Here is a 23,271-nt window from a genome sequence, read left to right as displayed (position 1 = left end):
ATTTATGGTTCTGGTAACTCGTCAAGCCCCTGATTTTACAGCAGCTGCTGTTCTTGGTAGCGGCGAAATCGTTGAAAACTTCAACCTGAAAAAACACCTGAACGGCCGCCCTGCCGTCCTGTTCTTCTGGCCAATGGACTTCACTTTCGTTTGTCCTTCAGAGTTGATCGCTTTCGACCACCGTTACGAAGAATTCCAGAAACGTGGCGTTGAAGTTGTTGGTGTTTCTTTTGACTCCGAGTTTGTCCACAACGCATGGCGTAAAACCCCAGTTGATAAAGGCGGTATTGGTGAAGTTAAATACCCAATGGTTGCTGATATCAAACGTGAAATTCAGAAAGCCTACGGTATTGAACACCCAGATGCTGGTGTTGCACTGCGTGGTTCTTTCCTGATCGACAAAAATGGCGTAGTCCGTCACCAAGTGGTTAACGACCTGCCACTAGGTCGTAACATTGATGAAATGCTGCGTATGGTTGACGCGCTGCAATTCCACGAAGAACACGGCGATGTTTGCCCTGCTCAGTGGGAAAAAGGTAAAGCCGGTATGGGCGCTTCTCCAGATGGCGTTGCTAAATACCTGTCAGAAAACGCCTCTAAACTGTAATAACAGTTTATGCCTCCCCTGATTTATTCAGGGGATATAAAGCTAGTCAGTTCTCGCTGACTGGCTTTTTTATTTTGAGATAGCTTAAGTTCATAAATATTAAAAATGGGTGCCTGAAAACTGCAACCGACAATAAAATGGCTACCCTGACTCGGGTATTACAGAGAGTCTCGTATTAATTAACATTGATACGGGGCTTTTCTCTGTCTACTCTCAACGTGAAATAAGCACCTAAAGCAGACAGCTTCAAGCCCCCGTCACGAAGTCTATATAACTATTATTTCTAATCCCACCTTATCTTCCTTAAGAATATCGCTTTATTTTCAATCAGTTGCTTTCATTTCATTTAATTTTCACTGAGCAAAAATCAACCTATTAGCCCAGAAATAGCTGACTCAGCCACCTTCCGTCGCCAATTAATTAGCTGCTACAAACATTTATTCTGCTATTAATTATTACTGGTATGTGTTTTGCACATTCCATAAGCAGCGCTTTTAAGCTGCCAGACAAAAATGACCGGGTAATCCCTGGCGGCAGGAAATAACAGGAGTCAGAATGTATTTAAAAAAATGGAACAAGCCCTTGGCTATATTGGCTTTGTTGGTAAGCGGTACGCTACATGCGGCCTCAACACCGGCGGTAGAAGCGAAAAATGGCATGGTGGTAACCTCCCAGTATCTGGCTTCACAGGTTGGGACAGACATTTTAAAAATGGGTGGAAATGCGATTGATGCTGCGGTGGCTGTGGGTTATGCACAGGCGGTAGTCAATCCCTGCTGTGGCAATATTGGCGGAGGGGGATTTATGACCATTCACCTAGCTGATGGGACTGACACATTTATAAATTTCCGTGAGACAGCACCTGCCGCAGCCAGCGCTGATATGTATCTGGATAAAGAAGGTAAAGTCACCAAAGATGCCAGTTTATATGGCTATTTGGCCGCCGGTGTCCCAGGCACCGTGTTGGGTATGGACAGTGCCCAGAAGAAATACGGCAAATTGACTCGTCAGCAAGTGATGGCTCCAGCAATCAAACTGGCCCGTGAGGGCTTTATATTGACCCGCGCCGACACTGATATTCTGGACACAACTGTCAAAAGATTCCGGCAAGATCCTGAATCTGCTAGAATTTTCCTGCGCCAAAATGGGGAAGCACTGCAACCGGGAGATCGCCTGATTCAAGCGGATTTGGCAGAAACCCTGACGGCTATTTCTGCAAAAGGGCCGGATGCATTCTATCAAGGAAAAATACCGCAAGCAGTTGAAGTAGCAGCTAAAAAAGGTGGCGGCATTCTTACCGCAGCCGATTTTGCCAACTATAAAATCACCGAAACCACCCCGATTACCTGTAGTTATCGTGGCTATAAATTTGTCTCTTCCCCGCCACCTAGCTCGGGTGGGGTGACATTATGTGAAACATTAAATGTCCTTGAGGGCTATGACCTGAAAGGCATGGGTTTTAACTCTGCTGCTTACATTCATACGCTGACAGAAGCTATGCGCCATGCCTATATGGATCGCAATACTTTCCTCGGTGATCCGGAGTTTGTTAAGAATCCCATTGACCGCCTGCTGAGCAAAAGTTATGCCGCTGATATTCGTAAGCAAATCGTCGCCAATAAAGCGACGCCATCAGTAGAAGTTCAGCCGGGTATGCAGCCACATGAAAAACCGGAAACAACCCACTATTCTATTGTCGATCATGAAGGTAATGCCGTCTCTACCACCTACACAGTTAATGGCCGCTTTGGCGCAGTCGTGATAGCACCTGGTACAGGCTTTTTCCTGAATGATGAGATGGATGACTTTACGGTCAAAGTGGGTGAGCAAAATCTGTATGGCTTAGTTCAGGGAGCAACGAACTCCATCGCCCCCGGTAAGCGCCCACTATCGTCCATGAGCCCAACTTTAGTGACCAAAGATGGTAAGACATTTATGGTTTTAGGGTCACCTGGTGGCTCTAGGATCATTACTATTACCTTGCAAACAGCATTGAACGTGATTGACCACGGCATGGCACCACAAGAGGCGGTGGATGCGCCACGTATCCACCATCAGTGGTTACCCGACGAGGTTTACTACGAGCAACGCGGTGTTTCCGCAGATACTCTTAATCTGCTGAAGACAATGGGATATAAAATGGTTGAACAGAACCCATGGGGCGCCGCCGAGCTCATTTTAGTTGGCTTGGCTGGCGTTGAAGGGGTTAGCCCTGCCAATTCAGGGAATGATTCTGCCGTCTCAGGCAAAGTCCGCGAGGGCTACTTGTATGGGGCCAATGACGTTCGTCGCCCTGCCGGCGCCGCGATTGGTTACTAATAGGTAAATTATGTCGCCCCCCATCAATGCATCGATGGGGGATTTACCCGCTGAATTATATCACCAAGGCAATGTATGCCCCTGGTAGTCAATAAAGCCATGCCCGCCTTTACCTGAAGCGCGTTCAATTTGGTCAACAACCCCTTTCACACTGGTCGCAATGGTCAATGGCGCGGCATCTCCTCCCATATCCGTTTTTACCCAACCCGGATGAATGGATAATACGGTTAGCGATGGGTCGGCCACTTCAGCCACCAAATTGCGCGTCATCATATTCAGTGCGGCCTTACTTGCTGAATACAAAGGCTTATGCCCAGAAGCATTATGATCAAGGCTACCCAATTGAGACGACATAAAGGCCAATACACTGTGGGTTGGGTTACGTTGTGCTAGCAGATATTGGGCGATACGAATGGGTGAAATTGCATTAGTTTGGAACAATTCGAGGATCTCTTCCGGCTTAGCCTCAACCGCAGATTGATGTTCCGGCCCCGAAATGCCCGCGTTAACAAATATCAGGTCAAACTTCTGGCCCTCAACTTGTGGTAAAAATGCTTTAATACTTTCAGGTTGATTAATATCCAATGTCAACCAGTGAGCCGCATGCGCGCTGGTATCTTTTGCCGCTCCGCGTGTTGTCGCAGTCACTGACCATCCACGCCGATTAAGTTCATCAACCAGGCCCAGCCCCAAACCCCGGGAGGCTCCAATTATCAATGCCTGTCTTTTCGTTGTGCTCATATCATTTTCCCTTCGGTGAAGTTAGCTGGCAATAGCCTCTACCTGTTATAACGCTCTATCGCTGTCTTATATAGTATCTCACCTAAAGAAAAAGCGGCGCTTGGCCGCTTTTAATATCTCGCACGGTGGTCACTGTGCTTGAGTTAGTGCTCACCAACTCCACGCCACAATGTGACACTCTCGCCACTCAGTTGCAGATTGATACCGGCATCCGTGACATCCAACTCCGATGAACCTTCAATACGCTGCCATTGAGCAACATTAAGTAATGGAGAGACCGGCAATAAAATATCAGCATCACGGCTACGCTGTATGGCCACCATCACCCGCTCACGCTGATAGCTACGAATAAATATCAGAGAATCTCCATTGGCATGAATAACCTGACATCCACCACGTCGCAGCGCCATGCTTTTGTGTCGCAAAGCTGCCATTCGTTGGCACAGTCCCAGCAAGTCCTCTTGCCAGAGCGCTTTATCCCATGGGAAAGGTTTACGGCAGTATGGGTCATTCCCCCCCTCCAACCCAATCTCATCCCCATAAAATAAGCACGGCACCCCAATCCAGCTAAACAGCCATACCAGCGCCATTTGCATGCGGGTTTTATCGCCATTGAGCAGAGTGATAAACCGGGCAGTATCATGGCTATCTAACTGGTTAAATAAACGCAGTTGATGACCATGAGGCAATCCAGCACGGTATTCATCCATCCAATAGGCACAATCCTCAGCCTGCAGTTTTATCGGGTGATAGGCAACATCTTGACCGGCCAGGAAGCTGCGCACCGGCAAGGCAAACCCCATATAGTTCATTGCGGCATCTTCCACTCCGGCATGCAACCAATTACGTGCATCACCAAAGTGCTCCCCCAGAATATAAGCCTGAGGATTTTCTTCTTTCGCGGCCTGATAAATACCTGCCAGATGGCGTAAATTACCTTTTGCTCCGCCCTCTTCCCCTAACATATGCACCACATCCAGCCGCCAGCCATCAATGCTATATGGCGGTTTTAACCAATGGCGAACTACACTATCTTCACCGCGATAAATTGTATTCACCACGCCTTCATTGGCAAAGTTGAGCTTTGGCAGGCTGGCATTACCTTTCCAATCCAGTGCTCGTCCATCAGGGAAGAAATTAAACCAACTGCGATAAGGTGAATCCTGATGGTGGCATGCGCCATTCTCCCCTTGCTGATGGCGGTCAAACCAATGGTGAGAATCACCAGTGTGATTAAATACACCATCAAGCACCAATTTGATCCCAGCCTTATGAGTGGCATGGCGTAATTGCAGAAAGGCTTGCTCTCCCCCGAGATAAGGATCGACTTGGTAATAATCCTGCGTGTCATATTTATGGACGCTGGGCGCGGTAAAGATCGGGTTTAAATACAGCGCGGTAACGCCTAATTGCTGTAAGTAAGGGATTTTTTGACTGATACCGGTCAGAGAGCCGCCATAGAATGTTGAGGCGGCATTGGTATCATCCAGCGGTTGTTGCCATTCTCGGCGAGAGACAGAAACACCGGCAGCATGGTGGGTATAGCTGCCCTCCTGCACGCCATCTTCACCCTGGCTACTGGCAAACCGGTCGGGGAATATCTGATAAAAAATCTGGTCTGCAACCCAATCCGGGCCACTATCAGGCAGATCAATGGCAAACTGCGCCAATTGCGCTGGCGGTATCTTTGAAAATCCTAGTGGGCCAAACCACTGCTGATCATCATTCCACAACAGTTTGAAGCAATAGCGCCGTGTTGGCTGGCCTTCGTGTAAAGGTAATTTCGCGCGATAACACCAAAAATCATCACGTTGCAGCCCCTGCATGCTAAGCAGCCACTCTTCGTTATCTGGCTCACAACGTAAGAAAACCTGCTCGGGTAAATTATCACCCTGCAACCATAAAGTAATATGTAATGCATCGCCTCGTTGACGGACAAAAGGCGTGACCGGTAAATGCCAACCACTCAGCATAAAACTCTCCTGATTTAACCAAAACCATTCCTGTTAAGGCTATCTGGTGCAGACATTAACGCCGCGACACATTCACCCGTAAAATAATTAATCGATATAAACAGTGCCATGTTATTGGGCGCAGCCCATCATCTGTTGGCATAAATATCAGGGATGAGACCGGGGGCGGAGAGAGATGAATTAGAATATCTGCGAGACAAAGACCAGATACCGAAGATAAGAAAAAACCGGGAAATCTCCCGGCTTTACATTGAGTTCAATTCAGTCTTATTCAGCTTCTTTCGCCAGTATCGCTTGCTTCTTCTGATGGCTGACCTTGAAGTAATAGCCCACCAACAGTAAGGCAATCCACACCAGCCCGACATACAGTGAAATACGGGTGGTAGGGAACCAGCCAATTAGACCGATGATAAACACCAGGAAAATGATTGCCAGCACGGAGGTGATGGTGCCACCACGCAGCGGGAAATCCAGCGCCTTAATTTGATCTTTACTCAACGAACGACGAAAGCCAATCTGAGAGAACAGGATCATAATCCACACCCAAACAGTAGCAAAAGTCGCCAACGAGGCGATAACCAAGAACACATTCTCTGGCATAATGTAATTGAGATAGACCGCGATCAACATGGCAAACATCATCACCAACACTGTGACCCAGGGTACACCGCGTTTGGAAATTGCCGCAAAGGCTTTGGGTGCATGGCCCTGTTCAGCCATCCCATTTAGCATACGCCCGACACCGAACACATCGCTGTTAATGGCGGATAATGAAGCGGTGATAACCACAAAGTTCAGGATACCCGCCGCCACGGTAATTCCCATGTGCTGGAAGGTCAGAACAAATGGGCTGCCGTTAGTGCCTACTTGGTTCCACGGATAAATAGACATGATGACAAACAGTGTACCGACATAGAACACCAGAATGCGCCACGGCACCGAGTTAATCGCTTTTGGAATGGATTTTTTCGGATTTTCAGCTTCACCGGCAGTGATACCAATAATTTCAATACCGCCATAGGCAAACATCACCAGCTGCAATGATAGGATCATGCCAACAAAACCGTTACTGAAGAAGCCGCCGTTGGTCCATAGATTATGAATACCGGTCGGCTGCCCACCGTTACCAATACCCCAGATAATGATGCCAATACCGGCCAGAATCATGATGATAATGGTGGCAACTTTAAAGAATGAGAACCAGAACTCCAACTCGCCGAATACTTTGACACTCATCATATTGATAGCGCCAATAATAAGGACGACACTCAGTACCCATACCCAATGAGGCACATCTGGGAACCAGACCCCCATATAGATACCGAAAGCAGTCACATCGGCAATAGCGACAATCAGGATCTCAAAGCAATAGGTCCAACCGGTGATATAACCCGCCATTGGCCCAAGATAATCTTGTGCATAACGAGAGAAGGAGCTGGCTTGCGGGTTATTGACTGACATTTCGCCCAAGGCGCGCATGATGATGAATGCCACCACGCCACCAATAAGATATGCCAATAATACACTAGGCCCTGCCATTCTTATTGCATCAGCCGAACCATAGAATAAGCCGGTACCTATTGCTGACCCTAATGCCATAAAGCGAATATGGCGTGTCGTCAGGCCGCGCTTCAGCTTATTTTTGACTGGTAATTCCATGAACATTGTCCCGTCTTTTTTCAGCAAAAAGCCACGGGGATGAGCCGTGGCTAAAAATATCCTATGCCTGTGCAGTTATTGCTTAGCAGCAACTTCCTGGCGACAGCAGAGCCGATCGTACAGCCCCACGACGACGAATACCAGCAGTGAAGGCGATAACCATGCCAAACCTTGTGCTGCTAGTGGCAGATGCTGGGTCCATTCCGGCAGGAATTGCGCGAATGTCGACGCCTTTACCGCATCCAGGATACCAAACAGCAAGCTGACCAACATGACTGGCGCCACAATACGTGAGGCATGACGCCACCAGCGTAAAGTGAAACTCATCAGCACCAGCACAATACAAGGTGGATAAATCGCCGTCAGTACTGGGATAGAGATCTGAATCAGATGGCTCAGGCCCAGATTCGATACCATCATTGAGAAAATACCGAGGATAAAGACCAGCGCCCGGTATGACAATGGCAGGTACTGAGCAAAGAATTCAGCACAGGCGCAAGTCAGGCCTACCGCAGTAACCATGCAGGCGATGAAAATCAGAGCGGCCAGAAACACACTCCCCAACCCACCAAAAGTATGCTGAACATAAGCATGCAGCACTACGGCACCATTTTGGGCATCAGGCGTCAAACTGCCACTACCGGAACCCAACTTAAACAAGCTCAGGTAAACCAGCGTCAAACCCACACCAGCAATCAAGCCAGCCCAAATTGTATAGCGCGTCAACAGCCCCGGAGATACGACGCCACGTGAACGCGCAGCATTGACGATAACTATCCCGAAGACCAGCGCACCTAAGGTATCCATGGTCAAATAGCCATTAACGAAACCTGAGGAGAATGGCACTTGTTGGTAAGCATCGGTTGCCGGAATCAATGGGCCAGCAGGCCAAATCAAGGCAGCAATACCCAAAATAGCCAACGCCAAAATTTTCAGCGGAGCCAGAATATGCCCGACGGTATCCAGCAAACGCCCCGGATACAGAGAAATCCCGATAACTAGCGCGAAATAAACCACGCTATAGATAAACAGCGGCAGCGGGCCATCACCGGTCAAAGGTGCGATACCCACTTCGAAGGAAACCGTGGCAGTACGCGGGATAGCAAATAGTGGCCCGACGGCCAGATAACAGACGGTAGCCAGAACCAGGCCCGCACTACGGCCAATTGGCGAACTTAGAGCATCGATACTGCCGCCCACACGAGCAAGTGCAATAACGGTAATCACCGGTAATCCAACCGCAGTAATCAGGAAGCCCAGAGCGGCCCACCACACATGCTCACCTGATTGTAAACCAACCATCGGTGGGAAGATGATGTTGCCAGCTCCAACGAATAAGGCAAAGGTCATAAAACCTAATGCCATAATATCTTTAGACGATAAACGATGACTCATAGTGGTGTGCGTTGCCTAGTTAAATGACCAAAAGAAAAAGTGCTAAGTTGTGGCCTTTCCGACGTGATCGAAACGATATAAAGCTCTGATAAACGCAAATCCCAGCGGTTAATAAGCAATCTATTTCGTCAGTATGCAGTGTTTTTGAAGTTATTTGCAGGTGGAATAGGTCAACAACGGCGGTAAGTAGACCGTTTATAGCGGAGAAAGGCAAGTCAGGATCACAAAAGCAGAGTCTTCATCCAGACAATCTTTTCAAACCAGTCAATCATGCCAGATTTAGAGAAATACACGCCATATGATTTGTATCATTTATAGCCAGTCGTTAACATTTTAATGAGCAAAACCTAGCTCTTTTCGGGTATGACTGAGCATCTCGGGAGGTAATGGCAAATAACCGTCATGGATGACTCGTTTTTGTCCTTCGGGTGATAAAACACGCTCAAGAAAGGCTGCTGTTAAAGGTTCCAGCGGTTGTCCTGGCGCTTTATTAATATAGATGTACAGATAACGCGACAATGGATAGTTACCTTCTTTGACATTCTCGGCTGTTGGCATCACAAAATCCTGACCATTCACCGCCAGTGCCAACGGCTTAACCCCTGTGTTGCGAAAACCAATGCTGGCATAGCCAATACCATTTAATGAGCCAGCCACGGCTTGCACAACGGATGCGGATCCAGGTAATTCATTGACATTATTAGAAAAATCCCCATCACACAATACCTGATGTTTAAAGAAACCGTATGTTCCTGAGGCTGAATTTCGGCTATAGCGTTGTAATGAACGGCCCGCCCAACTGCCCCCCAACCCCAGTTCACCAAAACGGGAAATTCGATGAAGTTCCCCACAACGACGATTTTGCGAGAAGATGGCATCAAGCTGAGGCAAGGTTATTTTATTCAATGGGTTATCTCGATGAACAAACACCACTAATGCATCAACGGCCACAGGGACGGCAAGTGGTGGATAACCATAGCGTTGGGTAAATGCCGTGATTTCAGCAACTTTCATTGGCCGGCTCATCGGGCCAAGTTGGGTGGCCCCGGCTGCCAGTGCTGCAGGCGCTGTCGAGGAACCTGCAGCTTGTATTTGCAGATTAACACCGGGGTAATGATGATTGAAATCTTCGGCCCACAAAGACATCAAATTGGCCAAAGTGTCAGAACCAACACTGGAAAGATTGCCGGATAAAGTTTGACTAGCGGAAATTGACGATGATGGCAGCGCAGTCTCCATCGGCGTTAGCGCCGTCGATTGCGCTAAAACGCCATAGCTAAACCACAGCATGGCATGCAACAGCGCCCGTTTTCCCCATATCATCAGCTTGGTATCCATGCAGTCTTAGGATTTGACTGCATTCTCGGTTAAAACCGTCGGAACAATCAACCGATTCGGCAAGGTAAAAATAAATCTCGTTCCCAAGCCGATTTCGCTCATCACATCCAGACGGGCATCGTGGTGACTTAATGCATGCTTCACAATTGCCAACCCTAACCCGCTGCCGCCAGTTTGCCTTGAACGTGCTTTATCCACTCGATAGAAGCGTTCAGTAAGGCGCGGAACATGCTCAGGACCAATGCCCGGCCCATTATCACTGACCTGAAACTGTGCACCTTGCGGCGTTTGTTGCCAACACACCTCAATTTTAGTCCCTTCAGGTGTGTGATTGACTGCGTTATAGACCAAGTTAGAAACCGCACTGCGCAGTTGGTCTTCATTGCCGAAGACCTTCAGTTGCTCATTAATCCGAAACGTAATCTCATGACGCCCATTACTCAATGCCTGAACCTCATGCTGTAGCATCTTCAGCATGCGGGAAATATCCACCTGCTCATTCATATCCACATTAGGAGCGGCTTCAATTCGTGATAGCGTCAATAGTTGTTTTACCAACCCATCCATCCGTTTGGTTTGTTCCTGCATCGTCCCGAGGGCTTTCTCACGCAGGGGGCCTGCTAGCTCTTGGTCATGCATCATTTCCAAATACCCCTGCAATACTGTCAGCGGCGTGCGCAGTTCATGGCTGACGTTGGCAAAGAAGTTACGGCGGGCACCTTCCAACTGGCGCATTTGGGTAACATCCCGGGCAACCATAAGCAATTGTCCTTCGGAATAAGGCATCACACGGAATTCAACGTAATAACCATTATTCAATTGCAATGTCAGGGGGCGAGAAAACTCTTGTTGCTGCAGATACTGGCTAAATTCCGGGTAGCGCAATAAGTTGAGAATATGCTGACCATTATCTTCCGGCCAACGGAACCCCAACAGTTGCTGGGCCAATCCATTGCACCAGAAAATATTGCCGTCAATGGTGGTTATCACCACAGCATCAGGTAATGATTCTGCGCCACTGCGGAACCGCTTGATAAGCAAGGCTAATTCCCGCCGCCGCCGCCGATTACGCAACTGCATCTGGTATAAACCGTAAAATATAGGCTCCCAGCTCCAACGCCCAGCAGGAGGCGTCATACTGCGGTCTAACCACAGCCAGTGAGATAATTTGAGTTGGTTATAAAAATTCCAGACCAGCGCCGCTACCACTGAAACCAGTAATAGCCAAGGAAGGTACCCAATAAAGGCACCTAGTAATAATGCGGGCAGACAAAAAAGAGCCAGCTCTAAAGCCAGCGTTTTCCACGATAAACGTTCTAACACAACGAATTCTCCGGCACTGAAAACTCAGTAGCGCGTTGAGAAACGGTATCCTGTTCCTCGGACGGTTTGTACCATTTTGTCATGACCATCAACTTCAAGCGCCTTACGTAACCGACGAATATGCACGTCAACCGTGCGGTCTTCTACATAAACGTTAGTGCCCCAGACATAATTAAGCAACTGCTCACGGCTGTATACCCGCTCAGGATGGGTCATAAAGAAGTGCAGCAATTTAAATTCGGTTGGCCCCATATCAAGCGCCTGTTCATTCGCCATCACGCGATGCGAGGAAGGGTCAAGGCTCAGCCCTTGCATTTCAATCACTTCCTCTACTGCCATTGGTGATATCCGACGCATAACCGCTTTAATGCGCGCTACCAGCTCTTTTGGCGAAAATGGCTTGGTAATATAGTCATCGGCACCCACTTCCAACCCGCGTACCCGGTCTTCTTCCTCACCACGAGCAGTCAGCATCATTACCGGGATATCTCTCGTCAGTGCTTCGCGTTTCATATGCTTAATAAACTGAATACCTGATCCACCGGGCAGCATCCAGTCCAGTAGCACCAAATCAGGGAAAGGCTCCGACAAACGCGTTACCGCGCTGTCATAATCTTCGGCTTCTAACGGTTGGTAACCATTCTGCTCCAACACAAAGCACACCATCTCACGGATTGGTGCTTCATCTTCCACCACAAGTATGCGTCTTGCCATCATCAACCCTGCCAGTAAGTTAGTGGTCACTATGTTATGTCGCGAGCCATTATGCGTCAGTTTTGTGACATTTTTATGAAAAACATCACGCTATCGTAAGCAATAAGCATAGTGATAAATTTCATGTTAATTGCAAAATACAGCACTGAAATTTGCGAAGCTTCTCGGAGATTTCCACCATACCTTCTTTTTAGCCGCGACATCCCGCTAACAGCGTTTATAATCAGCGCCACTCCATGAAAGATAACCTGCCATAGCGGGAGTTTTATGCGCATTATTCATACCTCTGACTGGCATTTAGGCCAACATTTCTTCACTAAAAGCCGAGCTGCCGAACATCAGGCATTTCTGCATTGGCTCATTGATAAAATTGAAGAAAACCAGGTTGATGCGTTAATTATTGCCGGTGACATATTTGATACTGGCTCGCCCCCCAGCTATGCCCGTGAGCTTTATAACCGTTTTGTGGTCGAACTCCAACCCACTGGCTGCCAGTTGGTCGTGCTGGGAGGGAACCACGATTCAGTCTCAACGCTGAATGAGTCACGAGGTTTGCTTTCCTATCTGAATACCACTGTAATTTCCTGTGCCAGCAGTCATCTGGATCAACAAGTCATTATTCTAAAAGACCGCCAACATCAGCCCGCAGCTGTACTGTGCGCCATTCCTTTTCTACGACCACGTGATTTAGTGACCAGCCAGGCTGGTGAATCTGGTGGGCAAAAACAACTGGCATTGCAAGAAGCGATCGCAGGTCACTATCAGGTGCTCTATCAACGAGCGGTTGAACTGCGTAGCGAGCTAAATCTACCCTTACCGATTATCGCCACTGGGCATCTGACCACCGTTGGCGTGACCACCAGTGACTCAGTGCGCGATATTTACATCGGCACATTGGACGCTTTCCCGGCGCAAGCTTTTCCGCCAGCAGATTATATTGCTTTGGGCCATATCCATCGTGCTCAACAAGTTGCTAAAACTGAACACATTCGTTATAGCGGCTCCCCCATCGCCTTGAGTTTTGATGAGTTAAGTAAGGAGAAAAGTGTCTATCTGGTGGAGTTTACTCAGCAAATACTGTCGTCAGTTACCCCACTATTCATTCCACAATTTCAGCCAATGCAGTTAGTCAAAGGTGATTTACCGCAAATAGAGCAACAATTGGCTAAATTTGCTGACCATCAAGGTTTACCGGTATGGCTGGATATCGAGGTTGCAACTCAAGACTATCTCACTGATATTCAAAGACGAATACAAGCATTGACCGCAGAACTCCCAGTAGAGGTGGTGTTATTGCGTCGCAGTAAAGAGCAGCGCAATATCGGTATCGAACGACAAGAAAAAGAAACCCTTAATGAGCTGAGTGTATCTGATGTATTTGAGCGCAGGCTGGCACTGGAGGCTGATTTAGCCGAGCCACGCCAACAACGTATGCGCCAAATGTTCAATCAAGTTGTTGAAGAGATAACGCAAGGTAAAGATGCCGCAGAGGAGCAATCCGCATGAGAATTTTAAGCCTGCGCCTAAAGAATATTAACTCTCTGCAAGGGGAGTGGAAGATAGATTTCACCGCCGAGCCTTTCACCAGCAACGGATTATTCGCCATCACGGGTCCCACAGGGGCCGGTAAAACCACCCTGTTGGATGCAATTTGTCTGGCGCTGTACCACCAGACTCCACGACTGACTGTCACGCCCAGCCAGAATGAGTTGATGACTCGCCATACTGCGGAGTCACTGGCTGAAGTTGAGTTTGAGGTAAAAGGTACCCGCTATCGCGCATTCTGGAGTCAACGGCGGGCCAAAAATAGCCCGGAAGGAAATCTGCAAGCCCCTAAAGTTGAGTTGGCACTCTGCGAAAACGGCAAAATCCTGGCAGATAAAGTACGAGACAAGTTGGAGATGGTCGCGGCAATCACCGGGCTGGATTTTGGCCGTTTTACCAAATCGATGATGTTGTCACAGGGGCAATTTGCTGCGTTTCTCAATGCTGATGCCAATGATCGTGCCGAATTATTAGAAGAGTTAACCGGCACCGAGATCTATGGCCGCCTTTCTGAGCATGTATTTGAGCAACATAAGCAAGCTAAGATCTCGCTGGATGCTTTGCATCAACGCGCCAGTGGTATTGAACTGATGAATGAAGATCAACGCCAGGCTGTAGCACAACAAATAGATGTTCTAGGTGAACAAGAAAAGCAACTTGCTTCAGAGCAACAAGTTAATCAGAACCAAATCCACTGGCTAGCAGGTTGGCAACAGCAGCAAAAAAATCTGCTGGAATATCAGCAACAACAAAAAATTATCGAACAAGAATATCAGCAAGCTCAGCCGGAACTGCAACGACTAGCCCGTAGTGAACCCGCCGAGAAATTACGTCCTTTGTTGCGAGAGCGTTCACGTAGTCAGCAAGACTTGCAACAAATACAACTGCGCATCACCACACTGGCCCAACAACAGCAGCAACTTCAAGCACAGCTGACACCACTGGCTGTGGCACTAGAGCAAGCCAACTTGGCTCGCCAGCAGCAAGCGGCCAAACAGCATGAGCAGGAAACACTGATTGAACAAAAAGTGGTGCCACTGGATAACCTTATTACCCATCAACAGCAGATGTTAGAGCAGCTTACTGCACAACTACAGCAGTTGCGTAGTAAGGAACAGCAAGGTAGGCAGCAGCTTGAACAAAATGAACAACAATTGCGGCAAACCCGCCAACGCCTGCAACAACTGGCTGAATATGCACATCTTAATGCTCATCATCAACACTGGGAAAAAAATCTACCTTTATGGCGTGAGCAATTTCGTCAGTTACACATACAACAACAGCAATCTGTTGAAAGCGAACAACAGTTACAGCTACTGGTTACATTGCTCAATAGCTTGCAACAACAAACTGCCACACTGAACGAGCAGGATAAACAGCAACAAGCGGCGTTAGTGCAAGCCAACTCGCAAGCAGGTAGCATCCAGCAACAATTATCAGCACTAGAGCAGTTGCACCCCTCGGCACAATTACGCCAACAACTGATTGAACTCCAGCAACAGCGTACAGTACGGCAGCAATTAGCTGCATTATCTCCTCTAGCCCAGCAAGTTCAGACACAACATGATAAACAGCAGCAACAGTTAATTAGCCAGCAACAACAGTTAAAACAACTAGAACAGCAACTAGCAGAAAAACGTCAGCTATATAAACAACAAAAACAACATCTGATAGATTTAGAAGCCCTTCTGGATCGCGAAAAGCAGATAGTCAGCTTAGAAGCAGAAAGGACCAAACTGCAGCCAGGTGCTGCTTGCCCACTCTGTGGCGCACTGGATCACCCGGCAATTAAAGAGTATCAAGCGGTAAAACCGTCAGAAACCGCAGTACGAGTTGAGGAACTGCGCCTTCAGGTTGAGCAACTCTTCACTGCCGGAACGGAATTACGTACACAAGTAGAAAATGTGCAACAACAACAGTTGCGCCTGGAGCAAGAGCTACAACACAGCCTGCAGCAACTGGCGGATTATCAACAACGCTGGCAAACACTGACAAAACCATTGGCACTGGCATTTGTATTAAATGACGCAGTGGCGTTGGCAACCTGGCTGGAGCAACAGGAAAAATCGGAGCAATTGTGTCAGCAAAAACTGGCAGAATATGAACAACTTAACCAGCAATATCAACAAGCTAAAGATATGCTGGCCCAAGCAGAACAACTGCAACAAAAGCATCAGCAGCAATTGGCACTCCTCCTTCAACGTCAACAAGATACCCAACAAGCCCAGCAACAGTTACTTGCCCAACATCAGCGTCAACAAGATGAATTGGCAAGAATACGCCAAGGTTTCAGTGATGCTCTGGCCGCAGTTTCGCTATCAATACCTGAAACAAGTCAGCAGGAAAGTTGGCTGGCACAACGCGAAGAAGAAAATCAGCGGTGGCATCAGTATCAACTAGAACAGCAACAACTGGAGCTAGGGCAAAAAGCACTGGAAACGCAGATTGAAAATGAGCGTCGCCACTTGCAAGAATATGTCGACCAATTATCAGCCCTTGGCCTGCAACATCAACAAGCTGAAATCTTGTTGCAACAACAAAATCATCAACGCCACGCCCTATTTGGTAACAGCAATGTTGCCGAGGCACGCCAGCTATTACGCCAGCAACAGCAGCAAGTAGAATTAGCACAACAGAATGCAACGACTGCCCTGCAACAAGCTCAATCTCAACTTCACCTGATATCAGGTGAACTGGCAGGTTTAGAGCAGCAGCATCAACAAAATCAGCAGCGTGCGACCACGGCCCAAACTGAATTACAACAAGCACTAGTAAGCAGTGAGTTCATTGATGAAGCAGCCTTAACCGCGGCATTACTGAGCGAAGAAGAAAGGCAAGGTTTGCAGCAATTAAAACAACAATTGAGTGAACGCCAACAGCAAGCCAATATCCGCTTACAGCAAGCCAATGAAGCATTGGAGCAATATCTTCAAACCTGCCCAGCTGGTGTTTCTCCAACCACTGAATTAGCACTATTACAGCAGCAATCCGAGCAACTACTGGCACAGTTAAAAGCCAATGCATTGCGGCAAGGTGAATTACGCAACCAGCTAGAGAGCGACGCCGTTCGCCGTAACAATCAGCACGCGTTGTTTGAGCAAATTGAACGTAGCCAACAACAATATGATGACTGGAGCTATCTCAATCACTTAATTGGCTCCAAAGAGGGTGATAAATTCCGTAAGTTTGCGCAGGGACTCACACTCGATCATTTGGTCTATCTGGCAAATAACCAGCTTAGTCGTTTGCACGGGCGTTATCAGTTGCAACGAAAAACCAGTGATGCACTAGAGCTGCAAGTGGTGGATACCTGGCAGGCTGATGCTATACGTGATACCCGCACACTGTCCGGGGGGGAGAGCTTTTTGGTCAGTTTGGCTTTAGCTCTGGCGCTATCAGATTTGGTCAGCCATAAAACCAGTATTGACTCACTGTTCCTTGATGAAGGTTTCGGTACGTTGGATGCAGAAACACTGGATACCGCACTAGATGCGCTGGATAGCCTGAACGCATCAGGCAAAACCATTGGGGTTATTAGCCATGTTGAGGCCATGAAAGAACGCATCCCGGTGCAAATTAAAGTAAAAAAAGTCAATGGATTGGGTGTCAGCCGCTTGGATAATATCTTTAGGGTAAACCAAGACTAAGCAAATTCTGGTTACCCTCTTGTGGCTTCCAGTCCACAGGATAAATGCGTTTTCCACGGTCATTAGCATACAGCCTGGCGGCAAACGAATGCCCCCCGATGAACTGACTCAAGCCAGTGATTCGGGTAAGTGAGTGCGGCTAACAACACTGAAGCGTCAAGGACGAAGGGTAATGGCAGGCCACAACCAGGCTGCGCCACGCACCCCACTAGAATCGCCATGCAATGCTTTGCGGATTGGCGTTTCACACTCGCCGCCAAAGACCCAAGGGCTAATTAACTTCGGTAATGTTTTATACAACCGATCGACATTACTCATCCCTCCCCCCAATACCACCACATCGGGATCAAACAGATTTATGACATGAGCCAATGACTTTGCCAACCGTTGCTCATAATTGACCATAGCTTGTTCAGCTACCGCATCGCCCTGCTCCACCAAGGCTATAATTTCATGACCTTTAAGAGGTTTGCCGCTTAGACGGAAGTAATCGGTGGCAAAGCCGGTACCGGAAACGAAGGTTTCAATACAGCCTTTTTTACCGCAATAACAAGCAACTTCTTGCTGATATTGCCGCTCTTCATCATTCTGCCACGGTAACGGATTATGCCCCCACTCACCGGCGATACCATTACCACCAGTATGTACCCGCCCATCAATAGCAATACCAGACCCACAACCCGTGCCGATAATAGCCGCAAATACTAGATGTTTTCCGGCTCCGGCACCATCGGTGGCCTCAGAGACAGCCAGGCAGTTAGCATCGTTTGCCAGGCGCACCGAGCGAGAGAGCAACTCTGACAAGTCTTTATCTACCACCTGACCATTCAGCCATACTGAATTGGCATTTTTTACCTTACCGGTAAAAGGAGAAAGTGTGCCAGGAATACCCACACCAACACTGCCCAGCTCCTCAGTTGCTTGTTCAGCATCTGCAACTAACGCCGCAATCGCCAGCAAGGTTTTTTGATAATCATGGCGCGGAGTATCGATCCGTTTACGAAAAAGCTCCGTCCCGTCATTGGCTAAAGCAATGACTTCAATTTTGGTTCCACCTAAATCTATACCAATGCGCATAGCGCCTCACCTCATTGACAGGGTTGCTTTCTGTTCTGTAGACAAAAAATTTTATCGGCAAATATGTTTTTGACAGAAGATTCTATCAATTAGGGGTTTTGGCAAAAATACAAATCCTCTCACTCAGTTTGGACAATACCTCGTTGCGACACAATCTTTGTCACCTGCATTTTTGCATTCTGTGGTCTTTGAATCTCTTCAGATAGAAATAATGTTCAATGAATTGCTAACTGGCTCTGCTTTTTTCTTATTCTTTTTACTAGGGGCCAAGGCCTCAATTCGTTATCATGCCGCCCTGCGTTTGATTAACTCGCGCGCTCCGAGCGCGCACGAGCCAGGGATAATACTATGCTGTGGTTTAAGAATTTAATGGTTTACCGTTTGAGCCGGGAAGTTTCACTGTCTGCGGACGAAATGGAAAAACAGTTAAGCGCCCTGAGTTTCACGCCATGCGGCAGTCAGGATATGGCTAAAACCGGTTGGGTATCACCGCTGGGTTCACACAGCGATGCATTAACCCATTCGGTTAATGGTCAAATCGTCATTTGTGCGCGCAAAGAAGAGAAGATCTTGCCATCACCGGTGATTAAGCAAGAATTGCAGGCAAAAATCGAACGACTGGAAGGTGAGCAACATCGCAAACTGAAAAAAACTGAGAAAGACTCATTAAAAGATGAAGTTCTGCACAGTTTGTTGCCCCGGGCATTCAGTCGCTTTAATCAGACTTTCTTGTGGATTGATACTGTTAACGGCCTAATTATGGTCGATGCAGCGAGTGCCAAGCGAGCCGAAGATACTTTGGCATTATTGCGTAAAAGCTTGGGTTCCTTGCCAGTAGTGCCACTGACATTAGAAAACCCGATTGAGCTGACCCTGACCGAATGGGTACGCAGCAAAGAATTGCCAGCAGGCTTTGCCTTAATGGATGAAGCTGAATTAAAGGCCATTTTGGAAGAAGGTGGCGTGATCCGCTGTAAGAAACAGGATCTATTCAGCGATGAGATTGCAGTACACATTGAAGCCGGTAAGCTAGTCACTAAATTAGCGCTAGATTGGCAGGAGCGTGTTCAATTGGTGCTGTCCGATGATGGCTCACTCAAACGCCTGAAATTCTCTGACACGCTACGTGAACAGAATGAAGATATTGATCGGGAAGATTTTGCTCAGCGCTTCGATGCCGATTTTATTCTGATGACCAGTGAATTGGCCGCCCTGATTAAAAACTTGATTGAAGCCTTAGGTGGCGAGGCCCAGCACTAACAGGCTGTGGCTTAAAGAGATATATCGCCCTCTCTGGCATGGAGAGGGCAAAATTCAAAGAGGCAATTAGCTCAAATATTTACACAGATACGAAGATGCCTCAGCAACTTGCAGGTTAAATTCACTTTCCGCAGGGATGTAGAAAGTTTCGCCTGGCTTAAAGACTTCCCAACCTGATGAACCCGGAATCAGTACTTTTAGGCTACCGGTGATGACCGTCATCTCTTCCGCTTTAGCCGTACTGAACGTGTACTCGCCCTTTTCCATCACCCCAACGCTAGCTTGCCCAATGCTGTCACTGTCAAAACCAATAGATTTCACTTTCCCGGTAAAATACTCATTAAATTTCAGCATAGTTTTTGCACCCGCGTCTTAATCAAGATTGAGCTTTCATATTAGAGTCTCTCTAAATGCTCTGTCACTGATTATTATGGTGAAATGGGATCATAACCGGATTCACCGATAAAGTTGCCGAAAAAGCGCACGATTTACCGTCAAAAGACAGATATTCCTACCCGAAAAAGAGGTTATTCGGATAAAACAGTCAATAGCAAACCCCCTCACAACATAGGTGAAGGTTCATGAATAGAAAGCAAAGAGGGGGATATTAGAGGTTACGTAAAATATACAACGCCAGCGACGTTTCAAATACCACAATCAATATTGACCAGAACGCGGGCATAAAATTGGTGTGTTGGTGGATAAACAATTTGAAGGTTTTCATCGGCCCGCCTTGAATGGCCCTGCCTTGAGTGGCATTAGTCACGCAAATGATTTACGTGAAAATGATTACATAATTTATAATTGTACGCTTCGTACAACTAGCGGGCAATCAGATGGGCTAAATATTCATCCTACAAATAGAAACGCTCTGCTACTTCACTTTCTCACCCGATAAAATCTGCAAAATATGCTCAACAACCTCTTCTGGCGGCTGAGTTGCATCTAACACATGATGGGCAACCTCTTGATATAACGCCTCTCGACTCGCCAATACATCCAGCATCTCCTCTACAATAGGTTTGCCAGTAAGACTTGGCCGCTGGGCATCTTCCGGATCTTCTGCTAACCGCCCAGCCAACACATTGGCAGAGGCCCGCAGATAAATAACCAACCCGTGATTACGCATAAAAGTGCGATTTTCTTGAGATAATACTGCACCACCGCCGGTAGCTACCACCGTTTTAGCAGCCGTTACGGTCTGAAGGGCCATACTTTCCCGCATGCGAAAACCATCCCATCCTTCACGTGCGACAAGCTCAGCAACACTGGCCTGCAAGGTTTGCTGCATAAACAGGTCGGTATCAATAAATCGATATCCCAATGCTTGCGCCAATGCTTTCCCTATTGTTGTCTTACCTGCACCGCGCGCACCTACCATGAAGATAGTTTGTGTCATTACTTGAAAGTCCTTTCGCATCAACTTCTGAGGATAAATTCTCGCTATCAAGAAACCGGGCCACCCTTGTTGACCGGTTAAACAGGATTAACTCCCAGCTCTATGCTGTAGATGCAAATCATACCTATAATTGAGGGTAGTGCAAACTTTACATCCCTGTAAAATTAACTATACACAAAGTATGAGTGATATTGTACAACCCTCCCACGCATAACATTAATCAGTATCGATTGATAACCCTAATTAGAGATCAGCACAGGCAAGCAAAATAAACTATCGAGGTTCTCCAACAGCAACCCGTAAATTGCCACCGTTAGAAGAATAATAGATTTTATTAAAGATGTTTTTCACATTGAGCTACCATTTCACCCGATAATTATTAATGGGTAATGAAGATGAAATGAAGGCGTCTGCCACAGTGTAAGAATCTAAGGTAAAACTATTGGCTGCAGTACCCACCCGGCATATCGAGCAACGGCTGCAACACTCAGCCATCTCCGCTCAACCAACCTGTAATACCCAATGTCTGGGTCAGAATTAATAACGCGCTACCACGGCGATGCCAACATGATAATAACCCTTACTATCAGTATGTTACATTAAAATAACATTCCTATAGGCATAGACCACCATCACACTTAAGCGGTCAGTGATTACCCAGCCACATCGAATTCGACGCCTTGCGAGCGAACCCAACTAACAGTGCGGATCACTGTTTCACCATTAACTCATTCACATTACGCTTAGCAATATCAAACCCTGTCAGGGTGCCAGTAACACCATTGACTAACTCGACCTTGCTAGCAATTTCCCGAGATTACCCCTGCACCGGTGGCAACAAATCAATCTGTGTGGTGATAGAGAAATTAGGTATGAAGGATTCACTGTTGCTACTGTACAGAAAGACTCCAGACATCAGTTTATAGACCACACCCATTCATCGAATCAATTTACTGTCAGAACTATCAGTATTAGTGATCAAAGGCCGATCTTTACCCGCGAAAACATCGAAATAATCGTAACGTAAACCTGCCAGTACAATCCATTGATCCGGCAGCTCAACGAAACCTTGTATAAACCAGCCATAATTTTTTAGATTTTCACGCTGGCCGCTATCTTTAACATTGATAGCTGTAAATATTGCGCTGACAATATCTTGTAACCCAGAGGCTATGACCCAGCTAACAGCTGAGTATCGAGCCTTAGCGAGGCTGGCAAATATAGACTAGTGCTGGAGGGAAATTACGCACTACCCGTATTTTTTTCCACGTAAAATAGCGGGATAATAAGGGTTCAGAGAGATGACTGTATTGGAACAGGACCAAAACACCCTTGTTGGCACGTAAACGTTGTTGGGCCTGTTGTAATATCTTAATAGTGATCTTGGTTGGAATAGATAACAGTGGCAGGCAACAAAATACGGCATCGTAATCTTGATCCAACTGTTCAGCTGATCGAAATGCTACCTGCAAGCGCGGGTCGTTAATTTGGTGTAATGCGTGCGCGAAATGCGGCTGAATCTCATACGCCTGTAAGCGGGAGTTCACTGACATATGAGACAAAATACGCTTTGTCAGCACCCCATCAGCAGCGCCTAACTCAGCAATATTAAGATCTTGTTTCCAATCTACCTGATTCAACATCGCCTGGCATAACCAAGGTGAAGAAGGAGCCAATGAGCCAACAGTTCGAGGGGAAGCAATAAAACGCTGTAAATAAGAAAACTGACTTTTAAAATTACGCCGGACAGTGTTTAGCATAGCTGCTCCTCGGAACCCCGGATGGACTACAATAACACCTTATATTCCTGACGCTATCATTAAGATTACTCTAAGAGTTGATTATTTTCAGTCGATGAATAGAAAAAGCTGGCTATATGAAGGTGATCAATATTGAAATAATCAAGCGCAATATAACAATGACACGCTATTGTCATATTGCGCTGGTGATCAATATGAATACTGTCTCTAACTGTTTCATTAATTATCACTTTATGTGACAAATCAATGATAAATCTCAGCGCTGGCACTGTAGTTACTGGAGTCTCCGGGGTTACTTATGCCAATAATCCGGTAGTGGCTTGCGCCACCAGCGATAGCTTTCGCTTTAAGTGCAGATTCCACATCCATCGGAGAACCACTGACATTGGAAAGAGAAATCACCCCCATACTTTGTAATTTAATTGCTTGCTCTGGGCTAACTTCTTGTGCGGCCATAGTTGTAAACGAAGCAGTGGCAATAAGTGCAGCAACGATGACAGGTAATAGTTTCATA

The 23,271-nt window shown here is 47.1% G+C and carries 17 protein-coding genes; 5 read left to right on the top strand and 12 right to left on the bottom strand.

What is annotated here, in order from left to right:
• Positions 1-4: 4 nt before the first annotated feature.
• Positions 5-607: a peroxiredoxin C gene (locus tag DJ58_RS03930; RefSeq protein ID WP_004707520.1), complete on the top strand. Its 603-nt coding sequence runs from the start codon at positions 5-7 to the stop codon at positions 605-607.
• Positions 608-1,162: 555 nt separating this feature from the next.
• Entirely contained in the window at positions 1,163-2,926 is a 1,764-nt protein-coding gene (gene ggt, locus DJ58_RS03935; RefSeq protein ID WP_004707519.1) for a gamma-glutamyltransferase, read from the top strand.
• Between the two features lie 60 nt (positions 2,927-2,986).
• Here ggt and DJ58_RS03940 read toward each other — a convergent pair whose 3' ends face one another.
• The 7 genes from DJ58_RS03940 to phoB form a co-directional block, all read right to left on the bottom strand.
• Positions 2,987-3,667, bottom strand: coding sequence for an SDR family oxidoreductase (locus DJ58_RS03940; RefSeq protein ID WP_032910663.1), 681 nt, complete (start codon positions 3,665-3,667; stop codon positions 2,987-2,989).
• Between the two features lie 143 nt (positions 3,668-3,810).
• On the bottom strand, positions 3,811-5,640 hold the full coding sequence (gene malZ / locus DJ58_RS03945; RefSeq protein ID WP_004707516.1) for a maltodextrin glucosidase: 1,830 nt from the start codon (positions 5,638-5,640) through the stop codon (positions 3,811-3,813).
• A gap of 267 nt (positions 5,641-5,907) precedes the next feature.
• Positions 5,908-7,299: a proline-specific permease ProY gene (proY, locus tag DJ58_RS03950; protein ID WP_004707514.1), complete on the bottom strand. Its 1,392-nt coding sequence runs from the start codon at positions 7,297-7,299 to the stop codon at positions 5,908-5,910.
• Positions 7,300-7,374: 75 nt separating this feature from the next.
• A complete protein-coding gene (gene brnQ, locus DJ58_RS03955) occupies positions 7,375-8,694 on the bottom strand; it encodes a branched-chain amino acid transport system II carrier protein (RefSeq protein WP_004707513.1) in 1,320 nt (439 codons plus the stop codon).
• A gap of 333 nt (positions 8,695-9,027) precedes the next feature.
• Complete coding sequence (locus tag DJ58_RS03960; protein WP_004707510.1) at positions 9,028-10,032, bottom strand: PstS family phosphate ABC transporter substrate-binding protein; 1,005 nt, start codon at positions 10,030-10,032, stop codon at positions 9,028-9,030.
• A gap of 6 nt (positions 10,033-10,038) precedes the next feature.
• Complete coding sequence (gene phoR / locus DJ58_RS03965) at positions 10,039-11,355, bottom strand: phosphate regulon sensor histidine kinase PhoR (RefSeq protein WP_032913269.1); 1,317 nt, start codon at positions 11,353-11,355, stop codon at positions 10,039-10,041.
• A gap of 24 nt (positions 11,356-11,379) precedes the next feature.
• A complete protein-coding gene (gene phoB / locus DJ58_RS03970) occupies positions 11,380-12,069 on the bottom strand; it encodes a phosphate response regulator transcription factor PhoB (protein WP_032910661.1) in 690 nt (229 codons plus the stop codon).
• 267 nt (positions 12,070-12,336) lie between these two features.
• On the opposite strand from phoB, the gene sbcD reads away from it, so the two are divergent.
• Positions 12,337-13,575: an exonuclease subunit SbcD gene (gene sbcD / locus DJ58_RS03975; RefSeq protein ID WP_004707504.1), complete on the top strand. Its 1,239-nt coding sequence runs from the start codon at positions 12,337-12,339 to the stop codon at positions 13,573-13,575.
• A complete protein-coding gene (locus DJ58_RS03980; protein WP_032913268.1) occupies positions 13,572-17,261 on the top strand; it encodes an AAA family ATPase in 3,690 nt (1,229 codons plus the stop codon). Before sbcD ends, DJ58_RS03980 begins: the two co-directional genes overlap by 4 nt.
• Positions 17,262-17,417: 156 nt before the next feature.
• Here the strand turns inward: DJ58_RS03980 and mak are convergent, their stop codons facing one another.
• Positions 17,418-18,338, bottom strand: coding sequence for a fructokinase (gene mak, locus DJ58_RS03985; protein WP_004707497.1), 921 nt, complete (start codon positions 18,336-18,338; stop codon positions 17,418-17,420).
• A gap of 348 nt (positions 18,339-18,686) precedes the next feature.
• On the opposite strand from mak, the gene rdgC reads away from it, so the two are divergent.
• Positions 18,687-19,598 carry a recombination-associated protein RdgC gene (gene rdgC, locus DJ58_RS03990; RefSeq protein WP_004707496.1) on the top strand — a complete coding sequence of 304 codons (912 nt, stop codon included), beginning with the start codon at positions 18,687-18,689 and terminating at the stop codon, positions 19,596-19,598.
• 66 nt (positions 19,599-19,664) lie between these two features.
• On the opposite strand, the gene ppnP is transcribed toward rdgC, so the two are convergent.
• From ppnP to DJ58_RS04010, 4 genes are all read right to left on the bottom strand, one after another.
• Positions 19,665-19,952: a pyrimidine/purine nucleoside phosphorylase gene (gene ppnP / locus DJ58_RS03995; protein ID WP_004707495.1), complete on the bottom strand. Its 288-nt coding sequence runs from the start codon at positions 19,950-19,952 to the stop codon at positions 19,665-19,667.
• A 520-nt stretch (positions 19,953-20,472) separates the two neighbouring features.
• The gene (gene aroL / locus DJ58_RS04000; RefSeq protein ID WP_004707491.1) at positions 20,473-20,997 is read right to left on the bottom strand and encodes a shikimate kinase AroL; all 525 of its coding nucleotides are present in this window, start codon (positions 20,995-20,997) and stop codon (positions 20,473-20,475) included.
• Positions 20,998-22,199: 1,202 nt separating this feature from the next.
• Positions 22,200-22,757: a class I SAM-dependent methyltransferase gene (locus DJ58_RS04005; RefSeq protein ID WP_004707486.1), complete on the bottom strand. Its 558-nt coding sequence runs from the start codon at positions 22,755-22,757 to the stop codon at positions 22,200-22,202.
• A gap of 243 nt (positions 22,758-23,000) precedes the next feature.
• Entirely contained in the window at positions 23,001-23,270 is a 270-nt protein-coding gene (locus tag DJ58_RS04010) for a YdgH/BhsA/McbA-like domain containing protein (RefSeq protein ID WP_032910660.1), read from the bottom strand.
• Position 23,271: the final 1 nt, after the last annotated feature.

This window comes from Yersinia frederiksenii ATCC 33641, assembly GCF_000754805.1.
Classification (GTDB): domain Bacteria; phylum Pseudomonadota; class Gammaproteobacteria; order Enterobacterales; family Enterobacteriaceae; genus Yersinia; species Yersinia frederiksenii.
This window is presented reverse-complemented; position numbering and strand designations above follow the sequence as displayed.